The 306-nt window shown below is 79.1% G+C and carries 1 protein-coding gene; it reads right to left on the bottom strand.

What is annotated here, in order from left to right; all coding sequences use genetic code 11:
- Positions 1–306, bottom strand: a 306-nt coding sequence (locus tag AOK00_RS39115; protein WP_159041804.1) for a 4'-phosphopantetheinyl transferase family protein, incomplete at both ends; no start/stop codon positions are given.

The raw sequence follows: 306 nt of genomic DNA, 5'->3' as shown, positions 1-306 counted from the left end.
GCCGACGGCCTCCTTCTGGGTCCAGAGCCAGAAGAAGGCGGGGACCCGGTCCGCCGCGGGGAGGCGGCCGAGCCAGTCGGCGTCGGCGGGGGCGAGCCAGCGCCGGGCCATGGCCAGGGCGGGCAGGGGGCGTACGGTCTCGATGTCGACGCCGACCGGGGTCCCGGCGAGCGCCACGGCTCGGGCTCCCCGGCTGTGGCTCACGCTCACGTGGAGCCGGGCGGCGGGTCCGGTGAGCCGGGGGCGGCCGCCGGGTTCGTGGGCGAGTCCGATCCGGTGGAGCGGGCTGCCGGTCAGCTCCGCGGC

Origin of the sequence: Streptomyces aureus (assembly GCF_001418135.1) — a bacterium.
GTDB classification, from domain to species: Bacteria; Actinomycetota; Actinomycetes; order Streptomycetales; family Streptomycetaceae; genus Streptomyces; species Streptomyces aureus_A.
This window is presented reverse-complemented; position numbering and strand designations above follow the sequence as displayed.